27 protein-coding genes and 1 pseudogene are annotated in these 23,031 nt (G+C 71.5%); all 28 read right to left on the bottom strand.

Annotation, left to right across the window (positions count from 1 at the left end; genetic code table 11):
• Positions 1–46 precede the first annotated feature (46 nt).
• Positions 47–1,177, bottom strand: a complete 1,131-nt coding sequence (locus OHB00_RS19020; protein ID WP_406436083.1) for a DnaB-like helicase N-terminal domain-containing protein — start codon at positions 1,175–1,177, stop codon at positions 47–49.
• Positions 1,177–2,451: a DNA cytosine methyltransferase gene (locus OHB00_RS19015; protein WP_406436082.1), complete on the bottom strand. Its 1,275-nt coding sequence runs from the start codon at positions 2,449–2,451 to the stop codon at positions 1,177–1,179. The genes OHB00_RS19020 and OHB00_RS19015 overlap by 1 nt, the downstream gene beginning before the upstream one ends.
• Entirely contained in the window at positions 2,448–3,320 is an 873-nt protein-coding gene (locus tag OHB00_RS19010) for a hypothetical protein (RefSeq protein ID WP_406436081.1), read from the bottom strand. The genes OHB00_RS19015 and OHB00_RS19010 overlap by 4 nt, the downstream gene beginning before the upstream one ends.
• Positions 3,321–3,343: 23 nt before the next feature.
• Complete coding sequence (locus OHB00_RS19005) at positions 3,344–4,309, bottom strand: alpha/beta fold hydrolase (RefSeq protein ID WP_406436080.1); 966 nt, start codon at positions 4,307–4,309, stop codon at positions 3,344–3,346.
• A gap of 349 nt (positions 4,310–4,658) precedes the next feature.
• On the bottom strand, positions 4,659–5,258 hold the full coding sequence (locus tag OHB00_RS19000) for a hypothetical protein (protein WP_406436079.1): 600 nt from the start codon (positions 5,256–5,258) through the stop codon (positions 4,659–4,661).
• Positions 5,259–5,330: 72 nt separating this feature from the next.
• Entirely contained in the window at positions 5,331–5,930 is a 600-nt protein-coding gene (locus tag OHB00_RS18995; RefSeq protein WP_406436078.1) for a hypothetical protein, read from the bottom strand.
• 26 nt (positions 5,931–5,956) lie between these two features.
• Complete coding sequence (locus OHB00_RS18990; RefSeq protein ID WP_406436077.1) at positions 5,957–6,646, bottom strand: hypothetical protein; 690 nt, start codon at positions 6,644–6,646, stop codon at positions 5,957–5,959.
• Between the two features lie 65 nt (positions 6,647–6,711).
• Complete coding sequence (locus tag OHB00_RS18985) at positions 6,712–7,221, bottom strand: hypothetical protein (RefSeq protein WP_406436076.1); 510 nt, start codon at positions 7,219–7,221, stop codon at positions 6,712–6,714.
• 5 nt (positions 7,222–7,226) lie between these two features.
• Entirely contained in the window at positions 7,227–7,685 is a 459-nt protein-coding gene (locus OHB00_RS18980; RefSeq protein WP_406436075.1) for an XF1762 family protein, read from the bottom strand.
• Entirely contained in the window at positions 7,682–9,475 is a 1,794-nt protein-coding gene (locus tag OHB00_RS18975) for a type IV secretory system conjugative DNA transfer family protein (protein WP_406436074.1), read from the bottom strand. Before OHB00_RS18975 ends, OHB00_RS18980 begins: the two co-directional genes overlap by 4 nt.
• 37 nt (positions 9,476–9,512) lie before the next feature.
• Positions 9,513–9,863, bottom strand: a complete 351-nt coding sequence (locus OHB00_RS18970; protein ID WP_406436073.1) for a DUF317 domain-containing protein — start codon at positions 9,861–9,863, stop codon at positions 9,513–9,515.
• Positions 9,864–9,981: 118 nt separating this feature from the next.
• Positions 9,982–10,110: pseudogene (locus OHB00_RS18965) on the bottom strand (DUF317 domain-containing protein); the annotation flags it as partial.
• 134 nt (positions 10,111–10,244) lie between these two features.
• Positions 10,245–10,763 (bottom strand): hypothetical protein, encoded by a 519-nt coding sequence (locus tag OHB00_RS18960; RefSeq protein ID WP_399472692.1) that lies wholly within the window; start codon positions 10,761–10,763, stop codon positions 10,245–10,247.
• Between the two features lie 74 nt (positions 10,764–10,837).
• The gene (locus OHB00_RS18955) at positions 10,838–11,659 is read right to left on the bottom strand and encodes a DUF317 domain-containing protein (RefSeq protein WP_406436072.1); all 822 of its coding nucleotides are present in this window, start codon (positions 11,657–11,659) and stop codon (positions 10,838–10,840) included.
• Positions 11,650–12,006, bottom strand: a complete 357-nt coding sequence (locus OHB00_RS18950; RefSeq protein ID WP_406436071.1) for a hypothetical protein — start codon at positions 12,004–12,006, stop codon at positions 11,650–11,652. Before OHB00_RS18950 ends, OHB00_RS18955 begins: the two co-directional genes overlap by 10 nt.
• 27 nt (positions 12,007–12,033) lie before the next feature.
• Positions 12,034–12,837, bottom strand: coding sequence for a DUF317 domain-containing protein (locus OHB00_RS18945; RefSeq protein ID WP_406436070.1), 804 nt, complete (start codon positions 12,835–12,837; stop codon positions 12,034–12,036).
• Entirely contained in the window at positions 12,834–13,217 is a 384-nt protein-coding gene (locus tag OHB00_RS18940; RefSeq protein ID WP_406436069.1) for a hypothetical protein, read from the bottom strand. The genes OHB00_RS18945 and OHB00_RS18940 overlap by 4 nt, the downstream gene beginning before the upstream one ends.
• Positions 13,218–13,239: 22 nt before the next feature.
• On the bottom strand, positions 13,240–13,482 hold the full coding sequence (locus tag OHB00_RS18935) for a hypothetical protein (protein ID WP_406436068.1): 243 nt from the start codon (positions 13,480–13,482) through the stop codon (positions 13,240–13,242).
• A gap of 9 nt (positions 13,483–13,491) precedes the next feature.
• Positions 13,492–13,719 carry a hypothetical protein gene (locus OHB00_RS18930; protein WP_406436067.1) on the bottom strand — a complete coding sequence of 76 codons (228 nt, stop codon included), beginning with the start codon at positions 13,717–13,719 and terminating at the stop codon, positions 13,492–13,494.
• A gap of 194 nt (positions 13,720–13,913) precedes the next feature.
• Positions 13,914–14,561 carry a hypothetical protein gene (locus OHB00_RS18925; protein ID WP_406436066.1) on the bottom strand — a complete coding sequence of 216 codons (648 nt, stop codon included), beginning with the start codon at positions 14,559–14,561 and terminating at the stop codon, positions 13,914–13,916.
• Positions 14,558–15,316: a hypothetical protein gene (locus tag OHB00_RS18920; RefSeq protein WP_406445862.1), complete on the bottom strand. Its 759-nt coding sequence runs from the start codon at positions 15,314–15,316 to the stop codon at positions 14,558–14,560. The genes OHB00_RS18925 and OHB00_RS18920 overlap by 4 nt, the downstream gene beginning before the upstream one ends.
• Before the next feature lie 730 nt (positions 15,317–16,046).
• On the bottom strand, positions 16,047–16,892 hold the full coding sequence (locus OHB00_RS18915; RefSeq protein WP_406436065.1) for a relaxase/mobilization nuclease: 846 nt from the start codon (positions 16,890–16,892) through the stop codon (positions 16,047–16,049).
• Positions 16,889–17,314, bottom strand: a complete 426-nt coding sequence (locus OHB00_RS18910; protein ID WP_406436064.1) for a hypothetical protein — start codon at positions 17,312–17,314, stop codon at positions 16,889–16,891. The genes OHB00_RS18915 and OHB00_RS18910 overlap by 4 nt, the downstream gene beginning before the upstream one ends.
• A 99-nt stretch (positions 17,315–17,413) precedes the next feature.
• Entirely contained in the window at positions 17,414–17,887 is a 474-nt protein-coding gene (locus OHB00_RS18905; protein WP_119580312.1) for a hypothetical protein, read from the bottom strand.
• A gap of 225 nt (positions 17,888–18,112) precedes the next feature.
• Positions 18,113–19,909, bottom strand: a complete 1,797-nt coding sequence (locus OHB00_RS18900; protein WP_406436063.1) for a hypothetical protein — start codon at positions 19,907–19,909, stop codon at positions 18,113–18,115.
• Positions 19,906–21,048 carry an AAA family ATPase gene (locus tag OHB00_RS18895; RefSeq protein WP_406445860.1) on the bottom strand — a complete coding sequence of 381 codons (1,143 nt, stop codon included), beginning with the start codon at positions 21,046–21,048 and terminating at the stop codon, positions 19,906–19,908. The genes OHB00_RS18900 and OHB00_RS18895 overlap by 4 nt, the downstream gene beginning before the upstream one ends.
• 194 nt (positions 21,049–21,242) lie before the next feature.
• Complete coding sequence (locus tag OHB00_RS18890; RefSeq protein ID WP_406445858.1) at positions 21,243–21,464, bottom strand: hypothetical protein; 222 nt, start codon at positions 21,462–21,464, stop codon at positions 21,243–21,245.
• A gap of 288 nt (positions 21,465–21,752) precedes the next feature.
• On the bottom strand, positions 21,753–23,018 hold the full coding sequence (locus tag OHB00_RS18885; RefSeq protein WP_406436062.1) for an MFS transporter: 1,266 nt from the start codon (positions 23,016–23,018) through the stop codon (positions 21,753–21,755).
• Between the last annotated feature and the right edge of the window lie 13 nt (positions 23,019–23,031).

Here is a 23,031-nt window from a genome sequence, read left to right as displayed (position 1 = left end):
GCCGGTGGCCGGGTCTTGGGGTCCGGCCACCGGCGTATGCGGGGTGCTATCGGGTTGCTCGCGCGGCGCGGGTGACGTGGGTGGCCGTGGTGGTCGGCGGGCCGGCGCGAGTGGTGGGCGTCGGCCGCGGTCGCTGCGGCGGGACCGTTGCGGTGGCGTGCTGCCAGCGGGTGCGGACGGCGCCGATGTCGGCGAGGGATCGGCGGGCGCCGGCGACGAGTTGGAACGGGGTGTTCGCCGGGTCGCCGGCGTACGCCTCGATGTGCCGGCCGGTGTGATCGGCGGTGGCCAGGAGGGAGCGCTGCAGGGCGCGCTCGCCCCAGTGCTCCACGGATCCGGCCGGTTCGGCCAGCAGGCGGAGCACCCGGCCTGGTTCGCTTCCGTCGTCGAGGAGGCCGCGCTGTTGGGCCTCCCACAGGACGGTGACGGGGTCGACGGGCTCGCGGCGCCGGGCAAGAGAGGTCAGGCACTGCCACAGGCCGGCGTGCAGCGGCAGGGTGAGGTCGTCGGGGAGCAGCCATCGGACGGACTCGATATCGGAGGGGTGGGCGGTGGCGGTCGCGAGTAGCAGCCGCTCCTCCTCGACTGCCTCGGTGTAGTCGGGTGGGATGGCTGGCGGGGGTGCGGGGGTGCGGGGCAGGACGCCGGCGCGCGGTGGGAAGCGGCTCGCGATGTCGTCCACGAGCGCGGCGAGTGCGTCGGTCTCGGCGAGCACCGTCTGGACGGGGTGGGGGAGGGAGGCATCGTGGACGGTCTGGACGAGGCGTTCGGCGGCCGTCTGCAGGCGGCGGCGGGCGTGTTCGGCCTCGACCATCCGTGCGTAGGCCGGTGCGTGGCGGGGCCAGGGGCAGACTTGGATGAGGGTGTGCAGGTAGGAGGCGGTCAGTCCGCGCGCCTGCTCGCGCCCTGTGGCGAGCACCTGGTCGAGCCACTTGGTGTTCTTGGCGTGCTCGGCCGGGTCGGGCGGGGGCAGGGTGCTGATCGCTGCGTACAAGGCGGAGTGTGCGGCGGTGGAGAACGAGTTGTCGGCGATGCCGGTCACGTCGGCGAGACGGTGCGGATCGAGGAGGAGGGCGCCGAGGAGGGCTTGCTCGACGTAGTGCACGGGCGGCGGCGGATGCGTGTCGGGCAGGTCGTCGAGGCCGCCATCGTTATCGGGTTCGGGGGTGCGGGTCATCAGGCGGTGAGGGTGAAGTCGTTGGGGTTGAGGGTGACGCCGAGGTGCGGGGCCAGGAGGTGGCCGGCGAGCAACGGCGGTACGGCGTTGCCGATCTGGGAGAACTGCTGGCCTTTGTTGCCGGCCCAGGGGTAGTCGGCGGGGAAGGTCTGCAGGAGGCCGGCCTCGCGGGCGGTGATCCGGATCGGCTCCGGCACCGCCGGCGTGTCCGTGTCCTCCGTCGGTGCGAGAGCCGGTGCGGCGACCCAGGTGCACTCGTTCGCCCGGTGACCGAAGAACAGCGTGCCTGCCGGCTCGGACAGCGGACGGATGGTGGCGTTGGCCTGGTTGTTGCTGCGCAGGGACCAGGACCAGCGGTGCGCCTCGGCGGTGAACGTCGGCGCCGGCGCGGTGGCGGTCCGGTTCTCGCGGGTGCCGTGCCGGGCGACCCATCCGGCTCCTTCGCGGCGGGACTGCAGGACCACAGCCTCCGGTCGCGGCATCCAGGTGCCGCGCTCCCGGGCGTCGGACAGCGTCTTGCGGGAGCCTGAAGGGAACGGTTCGGGCCCGCCGCCGGGTCCGCCGCCGGCGCAGACGGTGGGCACGGGCCGGTCGGTGGCGCCCCAGCCGAGGGCCTCGGCCATCGACACCCATCGGCCACGGCCTGGCCCGAACAGGCTCTCCGGCTCGGCGGTCTGGGCGTGCGTGGGTGGTGGGGGCTGGGCGGTGCGGACGCGGGAGGCGAGCAGGATTGCCCGCCGCCTGGTCTGCGGTACGCCGAAGTTGGCGGCGTTGAGGATCCCGTACCAGACCGAGAACCCCCATCCGCGCAGCACGGAGGCGTACTGCTTCCACAGCGGCAGGACGTCCGGCACTTCTTCCATGGCGACCCACTTGGGCTCGCCGACGGCGTTGAGGGCGTGGAGGTAGCGCATGGGCTCGGCGGCCAGCAGCGAGCGTTCGTCCCGGCACGCGGTCAGCAGCTTCTCGCGGGTGTCGCGTCCGGCGGCGAGGTCCGCCACTGCCTGGTGCACGAGCGGCTGGTCCACCAGGCCGAGGCGCTTGCCGGCCATGGACCATGCCTGGCAGGGCGGGCTCGCGATGAGCCCGGTGGTCTTGCCGAGGAAGGGCCGGACGGGATATAGCGCCACGTCGGTGCGTATGGTCAGCTGCCCTGCCGCTGCACGGGTCTTGCAGGCCCATTCGTCCCATTCGAGGCCCACGTCCTGTGCGCCGAGGACGTTAAGTGAGTGGCTCCATCCGCCCGGTCCTGCAAACAGGTCCAGGATGGTCAAGAGGCCAGTCCGAAGTTGTCCTGTGCCGGCTCGACTTCACCGCGGCATGCCCACGGGGAGCAGCCGTCGGCGACTCCTTGCTCCAGCTCCTCCAGGCCAAGTCCGCTGTCGGTGAGTTCTTCCTGCATCGCTGCCCATTCGGCGGCGGTGACGTGATCGATGGGGGCCTCGCTAAGCGGCACGCGGGAGCGGTGGAGAAACGCCTCGCCAAGCAGACGGTTGCCGGTGGCGTTGGCGCGGGCATTTCCCTTGCGGATGGCCGCGTCGAACTCCACCACGTCCTCCCATTCCCCCGGGGAGTTGTCGCGGATGTGGCGCCACTGGGCATTTCCGTGGAAAGGACAACCCAAGCAGCTCGATTTCGGAGTGTCGGCCAGGCTGAGCGACGCCAGGTAGCGGACGCAGTCGGACCGTGACCAGCCCATGTCTATGAGCGGGTGCCGGTTGCGCATGTACTTGACGTCGGCGTCCTTGGCCCGGTGAAATTCGTCGGTGGAGATGCCGACCCACTGCTCGACGAAGGCGCCCTTGGGAATGCGTGTGGGATAGGGGTAGCCGAGTAGTTCGCGGACCTTTTTCTTGATCGGCTTAATTTTATATTCCCCGGTACATTGCCGCCTGGTCATACCCGGATTCCCGTCCTTGCTCAGGACGTAGAGCGGCATCGACGCAAACCTGTGGTCGGGGTCCAGGGCATCGTTGCGTATGTTTCCGGACGATACGCGGAGAACGGGTATGCCTGCGGGTCTGGCTATTTCTCGCTCCAGCCGGTCGAGATGGGAATAAACGGCTCTCGGTTCCCAGCCCGTGTCGGCGAAAATTGCGTAGTCGACCTTCGGCAGTATGCCGTGTGCGGAGAGGGCGAGCATGGCGCTGGACTGGATACCGGCACCTAGTGAAATTGCCCGGAAGGCAGGGAGTTCGGAAATGATCGGTCCTGGGGGTGAGGAGGGTGGTGGGGGCTCGGTTCGGCGGCGAGGCGCGCGATGCGGTCGCTGATGAGCGCGGGGTGGCGGATGGGCAGGGCGTGCGTGGTGCGGGGGAGGATCTCCAGGCGGGCGGCAGGGAGTTGGGCGGCCAGTTGCTTGGTGTGGGCGGCGGGGATGTGCCGGTCGTCCGCGCCGGCCATCAGCAGCAGCCGCTCGCCGAACTGGTTGAGCACGGTGGCGTCGCGCGGCTGGTAGCGGCGCAGGCGCTGCCACAGGTCGGCGAGATCGCGGGTGTGGGTGTGGCGGATGCCGTGGCGGCACCGCGGTGGCCGGTCGGCCGGTTGGTAGGGGTGGGGCGCGAGGCTGTAGGGGTGTGTGGTGGGCAGCCGGCGCCGCAGAAAGTCCACCGTGCGGGGCGCCCGGGTGCAGGCCAGGGCGGCGAGGCTGCGTCCGGCGGCCAGGAGCCAGGCGCGCGGGTCGCGTCCGGGCAGCACGGTCGCACCACGTGCGGTGGCTGACAGCAGCACCATGCCCCGGATGCGGGCCTGGTGTTGGGGGTGCAGGGCAGCGAGTTCCTGCAGGACGAGGGCGCCCAGGGAATGGCCCGCGAGCACGAGCGGCCCGGCGGGGACGAGGTGGGTCAGGATCTGGTGCAGGTCGTCGGCGAGCTGCCGGATCGTCAGCGGTGCCTGGCCGCGCGGGGTGTGACCGTGCGCGCGCTGGTCGTAGCGCACGACGGTCAGGCCCAGACCGGTCAGGTGCCGGGCGTGGACGCGCCACAGGTCCGCGGTGACCGACGCGCCGTGCACCAGCACGACCGTCGCGCCGCCGGGACGCGGGCGCGCGGGGGTGTCGCGGTAGACGGACAGGCGCGTGCCGTCCGCGGCGGAGACCGACAACACCTCGGTGGCAGAAGGCGGATTGCGCACAGGTAGGACTTCCAAGGGGGGGATCAGTAGGGGGCAGCCGTTTGCCGTCCGCGCCCGGGTTGGTGGGACTGGCCGTTCGGCACCTCACTGCGCTTGCCGCCGTCCTGGGGGCGGGCGGATATCGGGGAGGCGACCCCCGGCGGCCGGGCGGGAAAGTCAGCGGCGCGATCGTGTGGGGTTGGCAAGGCGCAGGTGCGCTGGCGTTCGGGCCTCAGGTACAGCGCTGACCGATGACCGGGCGGCGGCGCGGGCAGCTTGAGTTCGGGGGCCGGCCGCCGCAGAGCGAATGGTCAAAAGGGCAGGCGGCGCTTGCGCATGGTGCAGTGCTCTGGGGGGAAGCGGGTGGTGGTCAGCGGCTGCGCCGCTGGACCTGTGTGGTGGGCGGCGGTGCGGGGGCGGCACCGGGGCGGGATGGTGCCGGTGGGATGTCCTGCGGGGTCGCGATGCCGAGGCCGATGTGCACGCTGATGCCGTCGGCGTAGAGGTGGGCCTCGGCGCGGACAACGGCACTGAGCGCGTCGCGTTCACCGAGTCCGGGTGGCAGTGCGTGCTGTTGCTTCTCCCCCGCTGATATGAAGCCGTGCTGGGCGAGAATGGCGTCGGCGTGGCCCGTGGCCGCGGTCGCGGTGACCGCGTGGTCGGTGAAGCGGATGGTCACGTCGGGCTCGCGTGACGGGGTTGCGTCGTCCTGGCGCGTGGTCCAGGCGAGGTCGACGAGGTCGTGGGTGTGGGCCAGGAGCCCGTACATCGCGATTCCGGCGCGCTCGTGCGCGTCCTGCGCGGTGCTCGGTGGCAGCAGGTAGAGGGTGCGGCCGAGGTGTTCGCGGGTGAGGAATCCGGCATCGGTCAGCAGCCGGTCGGTGTCGCGGATGCGGCGGTTGAGGACGACGAAGGTGTGCCCGTCGTCGGTGGACCCGATGAACACATCGGGGATGTCCAGAAGAGACAAGGTGGTCCAGGGGTTTTCGGTGGGCGGTATGCCGGGCGGTGGGGTGATGACCCGATACGGCTTCCGATGCCCTTAGCTCCGTACGTCGCGGGCTAGCGGGGACGGATTGGCCTTGAGGGCGTCGTACTGGGCGCTGGTCAGCGGAGGGCCGGCAGATCGCTGCGCGGTAGCCGCTCCCTCCCGTGTGGCGGCGAGGTGGCGGGTGATGCCGGTGGCGACGTAGTGGCACCCGGTCGCACTCAGGTCGAGCTGGTGGGCGGCGTCAGCGAGGTGGCCGGTCATCTTCGGGATGGCCTCGGCGTGGCGAGCGGTGCGCACCGACGCGTCGTCCGCCGGATAGCCGGGGAACGGTGCACCTTCGTAGGGGTTGGCGTGCAGCGCGCTGGCGAGGTCGTTGCCGGCCAGGGAGGAGGCGACCACGACCGAGGACAGGCACTCCAGGCTGGCGCGGCTGCCGGCGACGCTGGTGTACGTGCTGGAGTCGAGCGCGCCCAGGCGGACGAGGACGGTGGCCGTCAGGTCCTGGGTCATGAGCAGAAGCGGGCTGATCTGGCGCAGCGCGTCGGTGCCGGGGGTGTAGGAGACGCCCCGAACGCGAGCGTGCAGGGCCTCGAAGTCGCATGCCAGAGTGCGGAGTTGTTGTGCGTGTTCTGCCAGGTCGAGCAGGGGCATGGGGTGGTGTGGCTCCCGAGGGTCGGTCAGCGGCTTCGGGTGGCCGTCGTCGCGGCGGTGGGGGCGGGCGCGGGTGTCGTGCCGGGTGGCCTGGCGGTGATTGGGCGGCTGATGGCGGCGGCCAGGTCGGTGATGCCGGCGGCGGTGAGACGGACTCGGTCTTGAAGCGGTCCGCCCGTGTAGGCGGAGGACGCGGAGTTCGGGACGCGCTCGGCCAGGCCGTTCGCCTCCAACGACCGCAGTGTGCCGATGAGTACGCGCTCGTCGCGGTAGTGGACGTATTGCCGTCCGAGGGAGCGGGTGGCCACGACGTGCCCGCAGGCGATCTCCCACAGGGCGGTGCGCTGTGTGGCGGTCAGCTGGTGGTCTGGAGCATCGGTGGTGCTCCAGCGTCTTCGTCGGATTTCGTGGGCGATGCTGTCGGCGCAGCTCATGGCGGCTTCGGGGGCCAGGGCGGTCAGGGTGCGCGCCATGGGAAGACGGTGGTCCGTGGAGGCGCTGCTCAGGAAGGCGAGCTGCTGGAGACGGACCACCGCGTTCGACAGCTCGTGACTTTCGTAGAGGCGTTCGTCGGTGACTGCTTTGATGGCGGTGCGGGTTGCGGAGGCGAGTCGCTGGGCAGAGGCGACGTGGGCGTCGGGTTCGGATGGCGATCCGGCTCGCAGGAGGCGGTCGAGCGTGTCGTTGTGTTGCACGTACTGGTCTGCGAGCAGCATGAGCCGTTCAACCGGCGTCGGTGGCGGGGCCACTTCGAAGAGGAGGCCATCGGTGGGCGGTGTCGTCATGCGCGGCGCCGGATAGCCGGGGCGGGCAACGGGGCTGGGGTGGGTGCGCTCGCAGCAGCGGGGGTCCGCGGTACCTCCAGCGCGGTGCGGGCTGCTGCCAGGGCCCGCCTGGCGTCGTCGAGGTGGATCCGCAGGCGGCTGTGGTGGTCGAGCGAGTCGAGCTGTTGCTGGAGCGTGTTCTGCGCCGTGGTGGTGAGGGTGATGAGCGGGGCGAGGGCCTGGGTGTAGTGGGCGATGGCTCGCCCGACGTGGCCGGCGCTCGCGCCGAGGATCTCGGCGGGCGGGAGATCGGCGATGTTCGGGGCCAGCTGGTATTCGACGTCGGCGGCCATGCCAGCGGCGAGGTGGCACAGCAGGCCGATGTGCCGCGCGGCGTTGAACAGGCCGGTGCCGTCCACGGTGATGTGGTGGTCGCGGATGTCCGCGGTCACGGCGTCTACGGCCTGGCGCGGGGACATCTCGTCGAGGTCGGCGGGTTCGTAAGTGTGCAGGGCATCTCCAGACATGTGTGTCAGGGGGCTTGCCACAGGAAGCGGGCGATGTGGTCGGTGCCGTGGCCGGCCCGAGGCCGGGAGGGGGTGTGCCATCCGGCCCGGGGCGGGCGGCCGGCGATCAGGCCCCATCCCGCGCCGCGCAGGGACGCGCCGCTCACGCCCGCCTGGGCAAAGGTGATCAGGCGCTGGTAACCGAGGGCTTTTGCCGCGCGCCACGATGCTCCGTACAGCACCGAGTTGGCGTGGCGTGCGCCGTCGCTGGCGGTCCGGGTGACTTCGAGGGTGGTGCCGTCATCAAGGTGGCGGGCAACCGGCCGGCCGACGATAGCCACGGCGCGCAGCGTGCCGGTCTCCTCGCGGCTCCGACGGCGAAGATCTGACCTGCGGGCGGCGGGTGATGGCGGTGGCCAGGCGCGCACGAAGTCCATCGCCTCACGTGAGCGCACCGGCACCAGGTGCAGCCGGGCGGCGTTCACACGGCCTTCCCGAAGTCGGACTGCGTTGGCGCGTGCTTCGCCACGGCGCGAGCGGTGATCGCCTTGGACGCGCGGGACGACGCCGCGGACAGCTCCTCCGCTCCGGGCTCCAGGTACCACGGGCGCAGGTCCAGCATGGCGGCCCTCATGCCGGTGGCGAAGCAGAGCGCGGTGCCCTTGGGGAGGGCACGGATGGCGTCGGCAGGCAGGATTCGTTCCTGCCGCATGCTGACCGAGGTCGACTTGCCGGACTCTGAGCGTGAGGTGGAGGTCGTCTCGACGTCGTGGTCGCCGATCAAACGGCTGAGCTTGTCCGCGAAGTCCGGGTCGTCGATCCCGGAGCCGATGACCTTGACGGTCGAGGCGGACCACATGGCGTCCATTCCGGCGTCCGACCACACTTTCTGGCCCTGGCGGTAGGACTGCAGGATCGTGATCGGGATGATGCCGCGCGACCCGAGGTGCGAGTACAGGTCCGGCAAGTCGCTGATCTTGCAGACGTTGGCGGCCTCGTCGAGGATCGCGAGCATGGGCGGGTCGAGGCGCCCGCCGGCGCGTTCGGCCTGCGCGGTCGCGGCCCGCATCACGGAGTCCGCGCACGCGGCGATCAGCGCCGAGGCGCCGCCGCCGCCGTCCTTGCTTAGCAGGAAGAGCGTGTCGGTGGAGGTCACGAACGCAGACGGCTTGAACTCAGCGGTGTCCTTCTGCGGGGTGACCCACGAGGCGATCTCGCTGTTCAGCAGCGCGGCGGCGTACTGGCGGGCGGTCTCGTAGATGCCGTCCCTCGTTTCCGGCGGTCCCTCCACCGTGCCCTTGAGCTGGGCGGCGACGGCGGCGAAGCCGTGGTCCCGGAGGATGTCGAGCGGGGTGCGGTCGGCAGGGAAGGCCAGCCACTGCATGACGTCGGTGATCGGCCGCTCGTCGAGGGCCGCGGCCAGGAACAACTGCGCGAGGATGTTGGACCCGGCCTTGGACCAGAAGTCACCCTGCTGGCTCGCGTCCACCGAGGCGGCGAGGAAGTGGCCGGCCAACCGCCCGGCTCCGTCCAGGGTTTTGGCGTCCGCCAAAGGGTTCCACCACATCTCGCGTGCGGCGTGCGCGATCTGCTGCGGGTCCATCGACCACACCTGCCCGACGCGGGCACGGGCGTCGTAGGTGGCGGTGAAGGCGTCGCCGGCGGCTTTGTTCGAGGTCAGCAGGACCGGGCCGGGCGCGGCGAGAACGGAGGGGATCGCGAGGCTGGTGGTCTTGCCCGAGCGGGGCGCCATGATGGCGACGGCCACGTCCTCGTAGCCCATTCGCACCTCGTGCTTGGTGCCCTGCAGGTTGCCGAGCAGGATGCCGGTGTCGCGGGCCTCGATGTGCTTAGCGTTCTTCAGGCTCGGGCGCAGGGAGCGGGCCTTGTCGGTGATCGCCTTGGCCATCAGCGGTTCGATGTCGCGGGCCTTGGCCAAGCCGGCGATCTTTTTCTTCCGGCCGCCGCTGCGGTTCTTGTGCCGGGCCCACAGGACGCCCACCCCCACACCGAGGGCCAGGAGCAGGACGACAGGGACGACGCGGGCACCGATCAGCAGGGACGTCTCTCCCGCTTTGGGCCACAGCTGATCGGGGTGGAGCAGGGCGCTGGTCGGCTGGTAGGGGGCCCAGTCGGCGCCGGTGAGGTAGGCGGTGACGTTGCCGGACAGCCAGGCGAGGTGGGCGAGGGGGACGACGACGGCGAGGACGCCGATCAGGAGGCGCAGGACGAGGTCGTACCCGTCCGTGTTGCTGTTGGAGGAGGAAGGGGGCAAGGGCTACGTGCTTCCGGGCGGGGGCGGGGCGGAGGGATCAGCGGCTGGGGTGGTTCTTGGCCGGCGGCTGTCGCGAGCGGATCGGATTCGTCGGCGAGGTGGCGTGCCGGGCAGCGAGGGAGCGGACGCGTTCTTCCAGCACCCCGGCCACGTACACGGCGAGCACTTCCGTGGTCCTACAGGTGGCGACGTTCGGGTCGCGGGTCGGGAGACTGCGCCCGCTGTCGATGCGCGGTACGGGCTTCGGATCGGCGAGCGCAGCGGTGAACGCGGCGACCAGGTACGCAGGAGTGTGCGCGCCGAAGCGGGCCTGCCACACCGGCCGGTCCGGGCCGAGTTCCTCCGCGCTGCCCAGCCGCTCGACGTACGCGGTGCCGTCGGGCGACACGAGGCCGTTGTCCGCGGAGGCGGGCGACCAGCCGATCCGTTGGTGTGCTCGCGGTTGCGGCCGGATCGGTGAGGGCGTCGGTAACGGCGGCGATCAGTTCGACCGGGGTGAGGGCGCCGAAGCTCGCGTACCACGCGGGCCGGTCCGGCTCCGCCGCGTGGTGAAGGGTCCACCATTGGCCGTCGGGTTCGGGCTCCAGGCGCAGGAGGGCTTTCTGGTCGGGGCTGGAGAGCAGGACGCGCGCCATGAGGGGGTCGTTGCCGTGACTCCAGCCGCAGGCGCGGTGGAGGGGGATGGTGATCCAGGCGGGGTCACCGCCACCGGCCAGGCGGCGCGGGGTGATGAAGCCGACCTCGACGGTCTCGGGAGCCGGGGGCATGGTCACTTCCGTGCCGGGGTTCGCCGGTCGGCCGTGGGAGCCGGCGATGGTGCAGGTGCCAGCGGTGAGGGGGCTTTGCGGGCAGCGGCGTTGATCTCGCGGAGTGTCTTGCCATGGGTGGCCCAGTCGTCGAGGTAGCTCCACGATTCGGCGTGGTACTCGGCGAGGGCGTTGTCGAAGGCCGTGGTGCCGGGCTTGGCGGTGGCGGGAAGGGCGTCTCGGGTTTCCAGCCACTGCTCGTGCAGTTGCTCGAGCCGGTCGAGGGCGGCGTGCAGGACGCCCAATTGGTAGACCCAGCGGCTCTGCACGGTGCCTTCCGGCAGGCGGCCTAGTTGCGTCTCCGCTGTGGCCAGCAGGTGACGGGCGCCGTAGCGGAGCGATTCGAACGCCTCGGCGGTGTCGGCGTCGCGCTGGCTCGCGCGCAGGCCGTAGGCATGGTCGTCGTAGGGCCATCCATCGAGGTCGGTGTGCTCGTCGGAGTAGGCGTCCCAGGCGTCGAGGATCTTCTTGCTGTCGCTCACGTAGCGGTCGAGGTGACGGAGGGAGTCGCGGTGTGCGCGGTGATCGGCGGAAATGGGGGAGGAGTCCTGTCGGTTCAGCGGCGAGCGGCCGGCTGGGCTGGGCCGACTTTCGCCGGGGGCGTCGCGGGTTTCGTCAGCTGTCGGCGGGCGGAGCGTGCCCGGGCGCGGAGCGACTCGATACGCGCGCTGTGCGCGTCGACCACCTGCTGCGGGCGCAGTGGGCTGGGCTCCTGCACGGCGCTGTAGTGGCCGGTGCGGTCGTACATGCCGCGCTGGAGCGGGCTGGCGTCGAGCAGCGCGGTGAGGAACGATCCGACGAGGTGGGCGGGGGTGCGCTCGTCGAAGTAGGCGTGCCAGATGCACGGGCCGCGGAAGTCTCCGTGGCCGGGCTCGCGGGTCTCGACGTGCCAGGACGGCCGGGAGCTGAATTCGCTCAACGGGCGCAGTTCGATGTGACACATGGAGTCCGGCGAGTATGCCGTGCCGCCTGAGTCGCGGTGCCACCCCGCCGAGGTCACCGGCTGCCACGGGTCTGGCTGTTGTGGCGGCGGGGCGATGAGGGCGTCGGTGAACCCGGCGAGGACCTCGGCGGGCACGAGTTCGCCGAACTCGGCGTACCAGCCGGGCTCGGTGTCGGTGGGCTCGGCACGCAGCCGCCACCATGCGGAGGTGGTGGACTGCGGGTCGAACTGGAGGCGGTGGCGAAGGTCGGGGCTGCGCAGCACGATCTCGGCACTCAACGGGTCGGAGACGGCGCTCCACCCGGCGACGGCCAGGCCGTGGGTGACGTGGCGGGCATCCCCAGGGCCGGCGAGGTGCCGGGGGCTGGTGTCGAAGGGGATCTGCCAGGCGTGCTTGTCGGCGAACGCGGCGAGCTGCCGTTCGCTCAGCGGCACCGGCCGTACCCCCGCCCGTTCGCGGCGGTGCTGCCGTACAGGTCGCGGAGGTCGTCCAGGACGTAGTGGAGGGCGTGTTGGTCGGATTGCTCCCATGCGGCCGTGCGCAACTCGGTGATCAGAAGGTCGACCTGTGCGGTGCGCGGCGTGTCCGGGTGTTCCTGCAGGGTCCGGGCGAGGGCGCGCAGGATGTCGGCGAGCTGGACGGGCAGGCCCGTGTACTCATCGAGGAGGGGCTCGACGAGGGCGAGGGCCTGGACGGGGTCAGGGTTCTCGCGCAGGTAGTCGGTGAGGTCAGACAGGGTCTCGGTCGCGGCGTGGATGGTGTCCGGGGTGAGTGCGGGCATCGGGCTCCTTGGGACGGGTGCGTCGGGTCAGCGGCGGGTCCGGGCGCCGCCGGCCGGGGTATGAGTACGGGCGGTGGTGCGTGGCCGTGTGCTTCGAGCGCTGCCCTGGGCCCAGGTGGCGGCGCGGGCGGCCGTGATCCGGGCCTGTTGCCACGCACTGAGCTGGGCGGGCTTGACGGAGACCGACCAGGTGCGGATCTGTGCGCTGTGCGGGACGCGCCCGCGCGGGCGCATCACGGGATCGGGATTGGCGAGTTCGGCCGAGAGGGCTTGTACCAGGTGCATCGGGGTGTTGGGCGTGAAGTTGGCCGTCCAGCCGTTGCCCTGCTGGTCCTTCGCTCCGGTCCACCACATCGCCGTGCCGTCGGGGCTGTGGTGGTACTGCATCCACGCGGTGCCGTCGGGGCTGGTCGCCGTGTAGTGCTCGCCCTCGGAACGCGTGTGCCAGTTCTGCTCCTGCAGGGGCGCCCAGACGTTGGGGGCGTGGGCGGAGCGGGGTCGGGTGAGGGCGTCGGTCATACCGGCGACGATCTCCACCGGCGTCTGTCGGCCCAGGTTCGCCGTCCATTCGCCGTTCAGGCCGTCCGCTTGGCCGTGGATGGTCCACCCGCCGGGCAGGATGTAGGGGTCGTAGGCGACACGGACGGTGCGGTCGGGGCTCTCCATGAGTAGCGGGCCGTTCGTCTTGGACTTGTCCCGCCAGCCCGAGGCGCGCAGGAACTCCGAGACGTGCCGGACGTCGCCGCCGCCGGCGAGGGCACGGGGCTGGACGAGGTAGTGCTGCTCGGCCTGCTCGCCTGGACCCCAGCCCTGCCATTGCTTCTTCTTCACCGGCGCCGCCGGACGACGAGCGGTGCGGGGGCCGGGGGCTTCGCCGCGGTGGTGGCGGGCTGGGTGCCGACGTGCCGCAGGGTGTCCTTGTGTTCGTCCAGGTCGAGGGTGATGTCGTGCAGTTCGTTCGAAGCACGGCCCAGGGCGAGCCACACCTCTGCGGGGAGTGCGCCTCGTTCGGCCTGGTCCTTGGCGAACACGCTGCCGGTGGCGACGAGGTGGGTGATGCCGCCGAGGACTCCGGTGTCGGGGTCGAGGACGCGGGCGATGACCTGCGCGGCCTGGGGAGGGGGAAGCTGAGCGAGGTGGTCGGCGAGCTGGCCGAGTTGGCGGGTGATCTCGTCGGCCAGTCTCACCGGGTAGGGGGCGGGGTGGGACATGCTCCTCCGGGGCGGGGTGCGGTCAGTGGTGGTGGCGGTGGCCGACGCGCTGGGTCTCGGCGAGGACGGCCTCCGGGCGGGCGCCGGCCAGCAGGGTGGTGCGGTCGGGGCCGGTCGGGATGCAGGCGCGCAGGTAGCGGCGGAACAGGGCTGTCGCGAGTCGGGGTTGGAGCCGGTTGCTGATGGGTGGGGGTGTGCGGGCTGCTACGGGTTTCTCCGGGATCGAGCGGTGCGATGGGTGGCCCCGGCGGGGTGCCGGGGCCACCCAGGGGTCTTACGGGCCGCGCCGGGCCTGTGCGGGGCGCGAGGGGGAGCCAGCCGGTGCCGGGTGCTGTGCGGCAGGGCGGGCCGCGCGGGTACGTATGTCGTGCACGGCCTGCCGGTAGGTGGCTTCCTCGAAGACGTCGGGCGCGCAGTTGACCTCGTACCCGGCCAGGAGCAGGGCGGGGATGGCGCGGGTCGCCAGGCGTTTCTGCTCGTCGGCACCAAGGTGTTCGGGCACCGTGTGCCAGATGTACAGCGGCGCGCCCGCGGGGTATTCGTGGCGTTCGAGGCCGAGCTGTTCCAGCAGGTCATGGAGCTGGGCCGGGGCGCCGGTGGGTGTCGGCGTGGAGGGTGGTCGTCAGGGCCTTGATGTAGATCTCGACGTCCGTGCCGTACTCGTCGGCCAGGTTGGCCATGTGTTTCCCTCTGGGATCAACGGTGGCGGAAGGCCGAGGGATGGGCAGAGCTCGGCGGCGGTGTGAGGGCCGCCGGCTGCGAAGCCCGGGCGGCGTGGTTGCGGGCGTGGAGGATCACGCACGCGGCCTGGCTCATGGAGTTCGCGGTGTCCCTGAGCCGTGCGAGGGGTTCGGGTTCCTCGCCGGAGGCCGCCCCCTGGAGGGCACTGGCAGCGATCCAGGCCCGGACGACCACTTCCCTGGTAAGGGGAAGCAGCCCATTGACCGGGGCGGCGATCTCGGTCAGCACCTCGGCCACCGCACTGCTGGTCTTGGCGGCAGAGGCCCGCTCGGCGAGCTGGGTGAGGAAGCGCAGGGCCGCGTTGTGTTCGCTGTCCGGTGTGACCAGCGCATTCAGGGCGGGGTCGAGGTGGACGCTGTGACCGGCGGCAAGCAGGGCGTGCGAGGCAGCGGTCGCCTTCAAGCGCTGGTGCTCGACGGGCAGGCCGTGGGGAAGCCGGTGGTAGTCCCCGCTCGGTCCGGGAGCGGAGAGGAAGCCGCCCGTTCGCTGGAGAATATAAGCCGCCTTCTCGGTGCCGCCGATGGCGACGACCAGGCCGGTGCGAGGGTCCTTGGTGATGGTGATGTACTCCAGCACCCAGAACTCGGGCTCCGTCCGCTTCATCGAACCCTGCTGGCCGGCGCACGACTGCCGGCCGGGGAAGGCGGCATGGAGGCTGGGGCGGAGGTGGGCGCGGTCCGGCCTGCGGGGTGTTGGAGGACGGTGCCGATGCCGAGTGCGTCGAGTTGCGGGCCGAGCTCGCGCAGGGCGCGCGCCTGCGCTCTGGTGTCGTCGCCGCTGAGGCGGTAGATGCCGCTCTGCGGGTCCTGGACGAAGCCGTGGGCGACGAGGATCGCGCCGGCACGGTCGTCGACGGGGGCGGTGGCGACGCTGCCGTCCGGCTGCCAGGTCAGGACGACCCGGTCCGGCTGGGAGGGCTGGATGCCACCCAGGGCGTTGTGCCGGACCTGGGCGAGGGCGCTGTCGTAGCGGGCGAGCAGGTCGCCGGCTATCTGCTCCGCGCTCAGGAACGGGTCGTCCGCCAGGGCGATGCCGTTGGGCTCGGGGACGCCGCGGTACGCCTCGTCGGGCAGAGCGCGGGGGGCAACGGCGGCGATGAGGAATCCGTCGCGTTCGTCGTGCCGGTCCACAAGGACGAGCTGGGCACCGTCGGGGCGGCTCAGGACGGCTGCCTGCCGAAGCGGGTGCTCGGCGAGGGACGCGGCGACCAGGTCCAAGTCCCAGATGCGGTCGGCCAGTTCGGCAAGGTTGTCCTTGGCGTCCGGCGGGAGGTGAGTGCTGGTCCAGGTGTCAGGGAGTTCGCCGGCGAGGACGTCGGCGTACGAGGCGAGGCGCTCGGAGGTGTCGTAGTCGTGCATGGTGTCCTTGGGTGAAGTGAGGTCAGCGGCGCAGTCCGGCGGCCACGGGTGGCGGCGGGACCGGGAGCGTGCGCGGCGGGGGCGGGCAGGGCACACCGTGGAGCGTTCACGTTCGGGGGCGGGGACCTCCCCGGTGCAGGTGCTGCGGCCCGGGTGCGGGGCGTGCCGGTCGGCGAGGGCGTTGCGGGTGTGGGCGACGTCGGTGCGGATGACGTGCAGGTGCTCGTCGACGAGGTAGCGCAACCGCCGTGCGATGTAGGGGTCGGCCGCCTGGCCGAGCCCGCCGTGGAAGTCGGCGGTGCCGATGAGCACTTCCTCCAGCGCGGCGAGGATGCCGTCGTGGGCTGCGGTCAGCTCGGTCAGGGCGTCGGCCGCCTCTTCCGTGGTGGTGGCTTCGCGTATGCGCTCGGCGACGGGGGCTACGGAGGAGCCCAGCGGGAGGTAACTGGCCGGCCGGTAGTCAGTGTCGAAGTCCTCGTCGCAGTCGACGTGGTACCCGGCAGCCCGGAGGCGGGCGACGGCGTCGATGGCGAGATCGGACTCGCCGTCCTCGGTGAGGCCGGTGGGGGCGCGGTGGTAGGTCTCGTGGACCCGGACAACGGCGATGAAACCCGCGCGCTGCAGGACGCTGTGCGCCTCGGGGTCGCCGCCGCGGGCGAGGAGTTCGTCGGAGTGCGGGTCACGGCGGATGTCCAGGAAGCGGTCGGTACGGGGCAAGGAGACGTTTCTCCTACGGCGGTCGGTGGGCGGTGTACCGGGCGGCGGGCGGTGCGGCAGCGACCCGGGGCTCGACCAGATGCGCGGCGGTGCTGTCCAGGTCCTGCTGGATGGCATGGAGGCGGCGGGCGATCAGCTCCAGGCGGTGCGCCGTGTCGGTGCCGGCGGCGCCGCGCTGGCGTGCGACTCGGTGCGCGGTGTGCTCGATGAGTCCGCGGACCGTGGCCAGCGGACCGACTTGCTCGTCGGCGAGCTGCGTGAGGACGCTCGCGAGCTGGGCCGATGCCGTGGGCGCCGGCCAAAGGGCAGGCCGCGCCGTGGGGCCGGAGCGCACGGGAATCAGGCGGAGGTCCTGCGCGATGCGGCGCGCCTCGTCCGCAAGGCGCCGCGCGATGTCGGCGGGCGGTGTGTGCCACGCGCCGTCGAGGCTGATCAGATTGGCGATCAAATCGAGGCGTCCGGGCTGCGCCTGAACGGCAATCCACCGGCAGCCGCGCTCCTTGCCGGGAATCTCGATGCCGGCGGCCCGCGCGAGCCGGTGAGCGATTTCAGCCCACTCGGGGCCGGTCAGCTCCCGGTCGTCCGGGTGAAGCCGGATATCAAGGTGGAGGATCGCCCGCCGGTCGTCGTCCGGGCTGGCAGCGAACGGATACTCCAGATACGGGTCTTCGAGGTGCTCGGCCCACTGGACGGACGTCCAGATCCTCTGCTCGTCGTCCAGGGTGAAGTAATCCCGGCCGGGCCAGTGGGCGACGATCGTGTATTCCGTCAGGCCCTCGTGAGGCGAGACCGGCCGCCCCAGCGCCTCGGCGAGCGGGTCGTGCGGCGTGTGGGTCCGCTCGTGCAGGCGGGGAATCACCGGCCGCCCCGAACGTCGGCGATGTGCACCAACTGGTTGAGGGCGGTGGTGGTGTACCAGCCGCAGTCGATCAGCTCGTTGCGGTCGGCGTACCGCGGCAGGAGAGCGTCTTCCATGGCCCGCAGGTAGATCAGGCAGTCCGGGCAGCGGCGCGAGAGGTGTACGAGGTAGCGGGGGTGGCCGGTGACGTAGGACTGGGCGCCGCCGGTCGCATCACGCAGCCGCCACCCGTCCTCGTCGGTCGGGGTGTGCCAGGACGGGGCAACGATGCGCATCGCATCGCCCCACAGTTCCCCGCCGGCCACCCCCTTCAGGACAACGACAGTGTCACCGGCCTGGAAGTGCTGGTGCGTGATGTCCCGGGTGGGGGTGAGCGGGTCGGGCGTAGGCGCGAAGGCCGACGTGGGCGGGGGCTGGGACATGGGTTCCTTCCACGCAATCGGTGGCGGGGTGGGAGGAACAATGGTCCGGAGGAACGCCGGTTTGGCTAACCGGCGTTTCCCGGCTATGTTCCCCCGCCGTCAGCGGAACGGGTTCTCCGTACCGCGGTCGTTCTCGCCTGCAGCGTCGAGGAGTTCGAGCAGGTCAGTGCCCTCTGCGTCGCGCTGGTCGATCCACCATCCGGCGGCGGTGATGGCGCGGGCCTTCTCCTCCAGCTCCGCCCAGTCCGCCTCGTCCCAACTCCCCTCCACGACGAGCGCGGTGTGCGCGGCCGTCATCAGCTGGTGGCGGGAGCGCTCGCCCCAGTCCAGGGCCTTGGCCGGGCCTTCCAACTGCGGCATGTCGAACTGCTTCGCCCACGCGACGGCAGCCTCCTGCTCAGCGGCCCGCTTGGCCGCGAGCCACTCCTCCTTGGACTCGGGGTCGGCGTCGCGGGCGGCCTTCCAGCAGTCGGTGCAGTCCTTCGCCGCGAGCCAGCGGGCGAACCCTGCCCGCTTGTCGGCAGGACGGCCGGACAGGTCATGAACCACCTGGTGGGAGCACGCGTGCTCCACTGTCCAATGGGTACGGACCCCCGGGGAATTCCGTTTGGTGGGCGTTACGTTCGAGGTCGGGCTGCTGGTCTGGGGCTTCAAATCGAGTGCCTTTCGTTGGCGGTTGGGGTGGTGGCCTGCGTCGTTGTGGAGGGTCGTGCATCAGATGCACGATTCATGCGGCGGACGGAGGTGGTCTGGAGGCTTGGCGGTGGTCTCGGGGACGCTTCCGCCTTCTGCGTCGTCTCAGCGTGTCCTGCGGATGGCGTCTGTGGCCGCCGTGGCGATGGCGACGGGAGCGCTGGAGGGCTGGGGCAGGTGCAGCAAGGTGGTCCCCGGCAAATGGTGGGACTTCGCGGTGAGGGTGAGTTGGAGTACGGCGCAGCCGGCGGTCGTGAGTTGCTTGACGCGGGTGACGGCAGAAGCGGTTTCGTCGCTGCCGTACCGGGCGTCGGTGACGATCACGAGGAGGCGGCCGGCGCCGGGGCGGCTGAGTTCGAGGCCGTGGTCGAGTGCGTCGATGGCGTCGCCGAGGTTGTGGTGGCCGCCTTTGGCATCGAACGTCGTCACGCGCTCTGGTGCTCGGTGGGTGGGTCGGGTCAATGCGGTCAGGTGCTGGTCATAGGCGATGGTGGCGGTAAGGGAGTCGGGGTCGGTCAGGGCTGCTGCGCGTGCCACGATCCAGGCAGCGGACGCGATGGGCGCGCAGGCGGCACGCATGGAGCCGGAGACGTCGACGGCGATACCCACACGCAGCGGTGGGGTGGGGGAGTTGCGGCGGCGGGTGTGGGTGAACGGTTCCGCGGTGGGGACCGACCCGGCCGCGCGCTGAGCGTCGCGGGCGAGGGCGGCGCGCATGTTGAGGCGGCCGGGCGGGGTGGGGCTGGTGGTCCGCTCCTCGGTCCGCTCGCGGTAGGCGGCGGCACGCAGGGCGCGGCTCAGGCGCGCGGCGGCGCTCTGCTCGGCGGAGGTGGGCCTGCGGGTGCCGGTGACCGGGTTGCCGTAAGGCGCCGGTGTGCCGTCGGGGGTGACGGTGGTGCCACGGGCGTTGAAGACCGACTTGGCGGTGGCGGCGGCTTTGCGTCGCTGGCCGGCCCGCTGGGCGCGGTCCTGAGCCTGCGCCTTGGACTGCGCGGCCAGGGCGTTGGTCGCTGCGGCCTGTGCCGCGAGGTCGGCGGCGTCGGTGGCTGCCGTGCTGTCCATGACGACCTTCACGGCGCCGGACAGCAGATCGGTGAGGTTCTCCGGCACGGGCAGGGCGGGGGCCGCGGTGTCCAGAGCGTCGCACCATTCTTTCGCGTGCGCGAGCATGGTCGTGGCGTCGTGGTCGGCGCACTGGTGGGCTGCGGTCCAGATGCGGGTGAGTGTGGCCAGCAGGTCTGCGCCCAGCACCTTTTCGCACAGATCGGCGACGGCCCTGCTCTCGCCGGCGTCCAGGATGCCGACGTCACGGCGGCCGAGGACCAGGGCCGCCACGGCGGCGGCGTGCTCGATGCCCTTAAGGGTGGGGTGGGCGATGTCGGGCATGACCAGGGTTCGGGCACTGGTGCGCAGGTACGTGCGGTCCGTGGGCCGCGTGATCAGGTGTGCGCCTTCGACACGGCTCTCCTCCAGCAGGAGCGCGGCCTCGACGACACGGGGGTTCGCTCCGGCTGGCGCCGTCCAGACGGAGTGGGCCGCGTGCGCGGCCTCGTGGACGAACACTCCCCAGGCGGCGGGATACCGCTCCTCGTCGCCCACGATCCGCGGATGGATCTCGTGGGGCTTCAGCGGGGCGAACAGGCCGGCGTCGAACTCGACCTCGCCCAGCGCGGGGAAGAACGCGGCCGGTGCGCCGCTGCGCGTGCCGGGGCGGCAGGTGACGAGGAGGTCCTGGCGGCCGGAGAGGGCGACCAGCCGATCGCCGAGTTCGGCTCCCACGCGCAGCCACAAGTGCGGGGAGGAACGGGGTTGCGCGGGCGGGGCGCCGTCGTCGGCCCATCGCGCGAGGTCGGCGTCGTCCTCCGGCGTGGTGGCGGGGGACTGGACGTGGTGGGCGCTCATCGCGAGCGGCCCCGGTGTGCGGAGCCGGTGCTGCCCGGGGGCTGCCGGGCGGCTGAGGCGGGGAGCTGCTTGCCGAGGGTGAGGGGCGCGATCTTCTTGATGCCGGCAGCCTTGATGACGGCGGCGGCGACGGCGTCGCGATCCTCCAGAGGAGCGATGCCGACGAGGTTCGCGAGCGCGGCTTTGGTGCCGAGGACGGCCTCGGTCTTCTGGTAGCTGAGCAGCTCTCGCAATTGGGGGGCCCAGCCCAGCTCGCCGAGTTCGACTTGGCGGGAGAGGTGTCGGGCGACCCGGACCACCCGGGCATCGATCCTCAAGGCCAGGGCGAGGTCATAGTCCGTGCCGATCTGGATTTGCACGCTGAACCGGCTCGCGAGCGCCTCCGTCAACACCGCCCCGTGGACGCCGGGATTGTGGCCCGCCACCACGTAGAAGCCCGGCTCGGCCTTGATGGTCTCGCCCTTGTGGGCCTTGACCTGGATCTGCCTGCGTCCGTCCATCGCGGGATACAGCGCCGCCAGGACCTTCGGTGAGATCAAGGTGGCATCGTCGATCAGCAGGGCGCGGCCCTCGGTCATCGCGGTGACCAGCGGACCGTACTGGAAGACGTAGGCTCCCGCGTCGTCCTGTGTGTACTCGCCGATCAAGTCGCCGACCGTGGTGTCGCCGTCACCGGCGACGGTGAGCAGGTCCTCGAACGCCGCCTCGACCAGGCTCGTCTTGCCGGTGCCGGGAGGGCCGTAGAGCAGCACCGGCACGTCGGCGTCGCGCAGGCGATTCAACGCCTCGACGTCGGGCAGGTCGGCCAGCTCCCGGGGGTGGTAGAGCTGGCCCCCCGCGCGGCGGATCGGGCCGGTTTGCCTGGGCGTGGCTGCTGCGGGAGTGGTGGTGCGGGCCGTGGCCGGCTGAGCGCGGGGTGCGTGGGTGCCCGGTGGGCTGATCACAGCGGTCTGCGCGGCTGCGGCGGTTTTCGCGTTCGCGCGGAATTCCGGTTGTCCGGTTCCGCCTTGGTCGGCCTCGCCGCGTCGCACCAGGGTGAGGGCGGCGTTGCGGACGGCGCCGTGGGAGTGGCCCAGCTGCCTGGCCATGTCCCCGATGGTGAGCGTGTCCGCCGGCCGGTCGGCCAGCAGTCGGGCCACCTTGGCCCGTAGTTCGCCGCCCTTGGTGCGCGCTGGACCGGTTGGCGTTCCGGGTGTGGTCAAAACGAGGACCCTTCAACAGGTGCGGGTGCGGGCGGGGTTGGCGATGCGCTGGAGAGGCTGGCCGCTCTCGGAGCGGATCACGGACTGTGCCGACATCGGCGACCGGGCCAACCGAGGCGTACCGTCGGCGCTCACCGGCCGACCGAGGGCTCGGTCCAGGTGCAGGGGATGGCGGGCGACGAGCAGCTCGCTGGCCGCCGAGCAGGCCCATGCGTCCGCTCCGTACCGGGTTCCGTCGCCCGGCAGGCGCAGCCTGGCGTCTCTTCGAAGCCGGCCTGGAGCAGGATCCGCCGGGCGGCGGCGTTGTAGCCGGTGGTGGTGATCTCGCCGGTGATGGTGTGCCGGATCGTCATGAACGGCTCTGTTGGTGCTTCGGGCAAGACGGGTCTCCTATCGGTGGTGGCGGGAAAGTGGTGGGGTGTTGGGCGAAGCCGAGGCGGGCCCGGAGCTTCCAGCACATCAACGGTGCGTGGCTGGACCACGAACGATGGGCAATGACTGCCGACATGCTCCAGGGCGGGCCTCACCGCCCCGCAGCTACCTGGCTCGCCTTTCCGCACGTTCCGATAGCCGGGTGTACCAACAACGGCCATGAATGGATCTCCTCAAAGGGGTTGGAAAGTGGGGGTGTTGCGCCCGGATCAGGGCGTCTTGTGCCGGCCTCGGAGTGGGCGGCGGTGCCGACCGAACTGCATGTGGCCGGTGGGGCCGAGACGTCGGCGAGCGGCGAGAAGGACGGTGAGAGCGAAGGCCGCGCCGGCGGCGGGGAGCGCAGAGCTGGCGAGAGGCTGCTCGGCGAGGAGTCCGGCGAGGGCGGTGCCGGCGGACTGCCCGGCGCCGATCGCGAGGATCAGCCAGGCGTACGCCTCGCTGGTGCGGCCTGCGGGGGTGAGCGCGTCGGTGGTGACGTAGGCGCAGGCGACCACGATGGTCAGGAACGCACCGGGCACGGTGACCGCGGCGGTGGCCGCATACGGGGCCGGAAGGGCAAGGATCGGTAGCCACCCGGCCAGGAACGCGGCTGTGGCGATGATCAGTCGACTGGTGGTGGTGCCGGTCCAGGTGCGGCTTCCGTAGATGAGGCCGCCGAGGAAGGCGCCGGTGGAGAACGCGGCGGGGATGATGCCCGAGAGCATGTCCTGGTGGTGGTGCTCGGCCATGGAGATGGACCACACGTTCATGGCTCCGATCGCGAACCCGATGCCGGTGAGGGAAACGAACAGCAGCAACGCGGCACGGGTGGCCAACTGCCGAGCCGGGGCCGCGTCCTGCCCCACGAACGGTTCGGGGCGCCAGCGTCGCGACGGCGGAGCGAGGGCGACCGCGGCGGTGCCGGCCAGGCCGAGGGCTGCGGTGACGGCGAGCGCGACGGCGGGGTTGTACGCGGAGGCGAGCGCGGCGGAGAGCAGGGGGCCGACGATGTACAGCAGGCCCTGCGTGCCGGTGTCGAGCGCGAGCGCGGCGTGCCGCAGCCGGGGGTCTGGCCGCACGCTCGGCCACAGCGCCCGGAGCCCGGCCTCCAGAGGAGGCGTGGTCAGGCCGCCGACGACGATGGCCGTGGCGAGGCCGGGTCCGCCATACGGTCCGGTCAGGCGCAGAGCCACCAGGAGGGCCGAGTTGAGCAGGGCTGCCGGAAGGTGCACCGCGCTCTGGCCGTGCCGGTCCATGAGGCGTCCCTTGACCGGCTGGGACAGCGCGGAGGACAGCCCGTACAGGGCGCTGAGCAGCCCGCCGAAGGCGATGCTGTTGCCACTCGCGGTGGCCAACAGAAGGATGGCGACGGGCGCCATGCCGTTGGGAAGTCGGCCGGTGAGGGTGCCGCCGAGGAGGCGGGCGACGTACGGGCTGCCCAGCACCGCGCCGTAGGAGATGCGCGGGGCCGGGGCTGGGGAGGCGGTCAGGGACAACGGTTGCTTTCTC

The sequence above is a fragment of the Streptomyces sp. NBC_00631 genome (assembly GCF_045206895.1).
Classification (GTDB): domain Bacteria; phylum Actinomycetota; class Actinomycetes; order Streptomycetales; family Streptomycetaceae; genus Streptomyces.
This window is presented reverse-complemented; position numbering and strand designations above follow the sequence as displayed.